1 protein-coding gene is annotated in these 668 nt (G+C 78.3%); it reads left to right on the top strand.

Going from position 1 to position 668, the window contains the following annotated elements:
* Positions 1-38: 38 nt before the first annotated feature.
* On the top strand, positions 39-668 hold a 630-nt coding region (locus I6F37_RS38370; RefSeq protein WP_225154123.1), incomplete at its 3' end, for a hypothetical protein.

The raw sequence follows: 668 nt of genomic DNA, 5'->3' as shown, positions 1-668 counted from the left end.
AACGGAAGCCGGCGGCACGCCGCGGCGTTCGCCCGGCCATGACGCTCTTCCCGGACTCCGCCCCCGCCCAGCTCGGCTTCGACGCCGTCCGCGCCCGGCTCGTGCACCACGCGCTCGGCGCCGAAGCGGCCGACCGGCTCGCCGCGCTCGGCCCGCTCGGCTCGGCGGCGGCCGTCCGCGAAGCGCTCACGCGCACGGCCGAACTCGCCGACCTGCTCCGGTTCGACGACCCGGTCCCGTTCGGCGCCGTCCTCGACCTCCGCGAGGCGCTCCGCCGGATCGCCCCGGAAGGCGGCACGGCCCTCCCCGAAGACCTCCTCGCCCTCCGCCGGACGCTCGAAACGGTCCGCCGGCTCGCCGCCTACTTCGGCGCGCGCCGCGCGAAGGCCCCGGCGATGGCGGCCCTCGCCGCCGGGCTCGCCCCGCTCCCCGACCTCGAAGCGCTCCTCGGGCGCGTCGTGGACGACGACGGGACCGTCAAGGACACGGCGTCCCCCGAACTCGCCCGGCTCCGCAAGACGCTCGCCCGGACGTCCGCCGCGCTCCGCGACGCGGTCATGGACGAGCTCCGCCGGGCACGCGAGGCGGGCTACGCGGCCGAGGAGCAGCCGACCGTCCGGGGGGGGCGGCTCGTGCTCCCGATCCGCGCCGAGGCCAAGCGGAAGATC

The sequence above is a fragment of the Bradyrhizobium sp. NBAIM08 genome (assembly GCF_020193935.1).
Classification (GTDB): Bacteria; Pseudomonadota; Alphaproteobacteria; order Rhizobiales; family Xanthobacteraceae; genus Bradyrhizobium; species Bradyrhizobium yuanmingense.
Note: the sequence above shows the minus strand (reverse complement) of the source record. Positions and strands in the feature narration are given on the sequence as shown.